Origin of the sequence: Bartonella sp. AP9QHHD (assembly GCF_042195625.1) — a bacterium.
Taxonomy (GTDB): Bacteria; Pseudomonadota; Alphaproteobacteria; order Rhizobiales; family Rhizobiaceae; genus Bartonella.
The window spans coordinates 1-3,597 of the sequence record NZ_JBHIOP010000007.1; the positions used below are offsets into that span (position 1 = coordinate 1).

Sequence of the window (3,597 nt, forward strand, 5' to 3'; positions counted from 1 at the left end):
CCTAAAAAGCGTAATGCTGAAGCTCCTAAAAAGCGTAATGCTGAAGCCCCTAAAAAGCACAATGATGTAGCCTCTAAAAAGCGTAATGCTGAAGCCTCTAAAAAGCGCATGATGGAGTAGAAGGGGAAACCAAATCTGCTATCAGCGATGGGACTATCATCCTTACTGATACAACTGGACAGAGGGCGATGGGGCAAGATGCTGGACAAATCATTGGCTCTCTCAACCGCAACACCGCAGCAGCACACCAAGCAGTAGGACAGCTAGATGTCGCACCGCTTGAGGATATATTGCGTAATCGTTTAGGTATGAGAAATAAATGGGTAGATGAATGGTTTGATATATGGGATGGGGTTCGTAAAATGGCATTTTATGTTGACCATCCAGTGGGTGAGGTTGCGCATGATGAAAATGGCAATGTCCTCTATTTAACCGATGAAAATGGAGAGTATATAAAAGGCAGTGATGGAAAATATATCACTCTGTATCACTTTTTAAAGCCAGAGGAAGAAAAGCATTTACAAAAAGGCCCTAATGGTGCTGTTTATATGTTCTACAATGGCATTTTTAATTCACCAGATGAAGCAGCCGGTAATGCTGTCCAATTGGCTGTTAATAAAAATGGTCCCCTTTATTTTACATACTTTCCCCAAGCTGATGATGTGCTGGTAGAATTAGGGGTAGCATATTATCAAAAGTTTTGGGAGGGTAGCACTTGGGGATTGAGTAATTCGACCAAGAAGTTCCAAGATTTTATCTATCGTTATGGCAATGACAATGCTATTGTTAGTGGGCATAGCCGGGGTACCTTAACAATACGCAATGGAGCAAATGACTTGCAAGAACATGGTATCCACAGTGTAGCCAAGAAAACAGACTTCTATCTTGTTGGAGCGGCTGCTCACATGCAATCGATGGCCAATACAGTAGATTATCTAAGCGATGGCGAAAAAAATTATATCTACATACAAGGTCATATGTTAGACCCCATTAGTACAGTGATTGGTTACAATTGGCCTACGGCTTAAGGGGTACGTTCCAAACCATATGATTCATTACATCCGTTAATTCTACCCCTCAGAGAGATGGGGGGAGCGATCATCGGCTATAATCCTAGTACCCATAATTGTTATGCTGATGCAAGTGCTAAGTGTAAAAATGATTACGGTTCATTTGATTTTATAAAATTTTATTCCACGAGAACAGGGAACAAAAAATGAAAATACGATTTAACTTATTGAGCCTGCTCATTCTATTAAGTATTACTGGATGTGATATGGACAAATCTCCTCCAGGGGAAGTATATGGGTGGATCAAGCCAGGAGCAGACTTTACCGAGGTAGGAAAAGCCTTATTAGAATGTGGCATGCCACATCTTAATTATCTTGAGGCTGAAAATCAAAAGCTCAGCAATAATGATAATGCAACAATTTATGCTTGTATGATTCAAGCAGGATTCCGTGACAGATATGGCGGTCCATCTTGGTGTGTGAATCATTGGAGGGAAAACCTTCCCATTTGTCGACCAGGCGCGGTCATTCCGAAACGAAGTGTTGAAAAGCGCTTAAACAGCCCTTTTTGTAAAAGAAGTCCAGTACAACCTGAATGCAAACCTTAAGTTTTGTTTGTGATGACCGACAATCCCCACACTCACGTTTTTACATGCCTGTGCGGGATTGTTTCCTCAAGCAACCATTTCAATATTGTTCACCGTTGTTTAAACAGCGGTGACAGAAAATATCAACAAGCTTATGAGCTGTTTATTGTAAATAAATCCATTGAAAGAGGGGAAGAATGAAGAAAGTCTTGCAATTATTGAGCGGCATAGCTCTGTTAAGTATAGCTGGATGTGAGTATAAAGCTGAGGTTCCCTTATCAGCTTGGGAATTATGGGATAAGCCTGGTGCAAATACAATTGATATAGGGAAAGCGCTGTTAGAATGTGGCATGCCAACACCTTATAATCGTGATGAATACAACAGAAAGTTAGACGGAAATGCGAACGCATTAATTGAAGCTTGCATGGTTCAAGCAGGTTTTAGATATAAATCCGGATATTTGAGTTCGTGTGAGTTTTTTGATGCTCGTTTTCCGATTTGTCATTCAGGTGCTGTCATTCCTCAAAGAAGTGTTAAGAAACGCCTGAACAGCCCCCATTGTAAAAGAAATAGAAACAAGCCTGAATGTCTACCGTAGTTTTTTGATGATGGTATGATTAAGAGTAATCTTTAGTTTTTTTATCTTTTGCATAAGTGTGTGGGCCAATTGTATCGGCACTCAACATGTTTCAAATTGATATGGACAGAGGAATATAAAACATCGACAAGCTTATAAGCAATCTTATCATAAAAAATCATTGAAGGAGAGAAAAAATGAAAGCAACTTTAAAGTTATTGAGTGGATTGGCTTTGCTTATTATAGCTGGATGTTTTCCAGGTCCTTACCAGGCTGTGGATGTATTAGAGAAGCTAGGAGAAGATAAGATTGAGATTAAAAAAGCACTATTAGAATGTGGAATGCTGAATCCTCATGATGATTATATGATGGATTATAGAGAGTTAAGTATAAATGCGAATACATCTATTTATGCATGTCTAACCCAAGCAGGTTTTCATAGTAAATTAGGAGGGAAGTGGAGAGATCGGTGTAGAAATTATAATGCCGAAGATCTTCCGATTTGTGTGCCAGGTGCTGTCATTCCAAAACGAAGTGTCAAGAAGCGTTTAAATAGCGCTTATTGCCAAAAATATAAAAATAAACCAGAATGCCAACCTTAAGCACTGCTAGTGATGATCAACAATCTGCCATCCTTGCCTTCACTTGGAATGGCGCGATTGTTTCCTCAATCTGTCATCTCAATATTGTTCACCGTTGTTTTAAGCAGCGGTGACAGAAAATATAAACAAGCTTATGAGCTGTTTTATAGTAATAAATCCATTGAAAGAGGGGAAAAATGAAGAAAATCTTAAAACTGTTGAGTTGTATAGCTCTGTTAAGTATCACTGGATGTGTTAATTCAATTCCCTCACTTTCTCCAGCATTATGGAGAAATAAAATACTTTTAGAATGTGGAGTACCGGACCTTAATAAGGTTGTGGCGCTAGATTTGAATCAATTTGCCAGTATTGAAATGTGTATGGCGCAATCAGGTTTTCGNCGGACAATCTTCCCATATGTCGTCCTGGTGCTGTCATGCCTCAGCGAAGTGTTGAGAGACGCTTAAATAGCCCTTATTGTAAAAAACATTCAGAACAACTTGAATGCAAACCTTAAGTCTTGCTTCAGTAGAGAAAGCCTTGAATTTACACCAAATAAAGCACCAGGTTGATGAGTTTGAGAAAGCCTTGTCCGTTCTTACGTGACAAGGCTTTCTTTTTATGCCGCGTCATTATAACGTTGCTGTTTTGCTTGCTCAATGACATTGATAAGATCTGATTGTAACCAACGCGATAAAAAACCAAATTTTAAAGGTTTTGGCAAAGAGCCATTGGTTACATGACGGCGGAAAGTTGAGATACTCATATGAAGCAATTTTGCACTTTCACGGTCTGTTAAAAGAATATCATTTTCTGTCATATTAAAATCCTTTCACTATAA

General features: G+C 39.0%; 5 protein-coding genes and 1 pseudogene. 5 read left to right on the top strand and 1 reads right to left on the bottom strand.

Annotated elements, in window-relative coordinates; genetic code table 11:
• Window positions 1-188 precede the first annotated feature (188 nt).
• The 5 genes and pseudogenes from ACFIK4_RS00580 (at window position 189) to ACFIK4_RS00600 (ending at window position 3,273) form a co-directional block, all read left to right on the top strand.
• Window positions 189-1,028: a hypothetical protein gene (locus tag ACFIK4_RS00580; protein ID WP_375674536.1), complete on the top strand. Its 840-nt coding sequence runs from the start codon at window positions 189-191 to the stop codon at window positions 1,026-1,028.
• 188 nt (window positions 1,029-1,216) lie between these two features.
• Window positions 1,217-1,618, top strand: coding sequence for a hypothetical protein (locus tag ACFIK4_RS00585; protein WP_375615477.1), 402 nt, complete (start codon window positions 1,217-1,219; stop codon window positions 1,616-1,618).
• 176 nt (window positions 1,619-1,794) lie between these two features.
• Entirely contained in the window at window positions 1,795-2,196 is a 402-nt protein-coding gene (locus tag ACFIK4_RS00590) for a hypothetical protein (RefSeq protein ID WP_026500687.1), read from the top strand.
• Between the two features lie 176 nt (window positions 2,197-2,372).
• Window positions 2,373-2,777 (top strand): hypothetical protein, encoded by a 405-nt coding sequence (locus ACFIK4_RS00595; protein ID WP_026500686.1) that lies wholly within the window; start codon window positions 2,373-2,375, stop codon window positions 2,775-2,777.
• A 176-nt stretch (window positions 2,778-2,953) separates the two neighbouring features.
• Window positions 2,954-3,273 (top strand): annotated as a pseudogene (locus tag ACFIK4_RS00600) (hypothetical protein).
• Between the two features lie 102 nt (window positions 3,274-3,375).
• Here the strand turns inward: ACFIK4_RS00600 and ACFIK4_RS00605 are convergent.
• Window positions 3,376-3,576: an AlpA family transcriptional regulator gene (locus ACFIK4_RS00605; RefSeq protein ID WP_019219037.1), complete on the bottom strand. Its 201-nt coding sequence runs from the start codon at window positions 3,574-3,576 to the stop codon at window positions 3,376-3,378.
• Window positions 3,577-3,597: the final 21 nt, after the last annotated feature.

Coding starts and splice junctions, on each gene's coding strand:
- ACFIK4_RS00580 (WP_375674536.1), top strand. CDS start 189: ATGGGGCAAGATGCTGGACAAATCATTGGCTCTCTCAACCGCAACACC.
- ACFIK4_RS00585 (WP_375615477.1), top strand. CDS start 1,217: ATGAAAATACGATTTAACTTATTGAGCCTGCTCATTCTATTAAGTATT.
- ACFIK4_RS00590 (WP_026500687.1), top strand. CDS start 1,795: ATGAAGAAAGTCTTGCAATTATTGAGCGGCATAGCTCTGTTAAGTATA.
- ACFIK4_RS00595 (WP_026500686.1), top strand. CDS start 2,373: ATGAAAGCAACTTTAAAGTTATTGAGTGGATTGGCTTTGCTTATTATA.
- ACFIK4_RS00605 (WP_019219037.1), bottom strand. CDS start 3,576: ATGACAGAAAATGATATTCTTTTAACAGACCGTGAAAGTGCAAAATTG.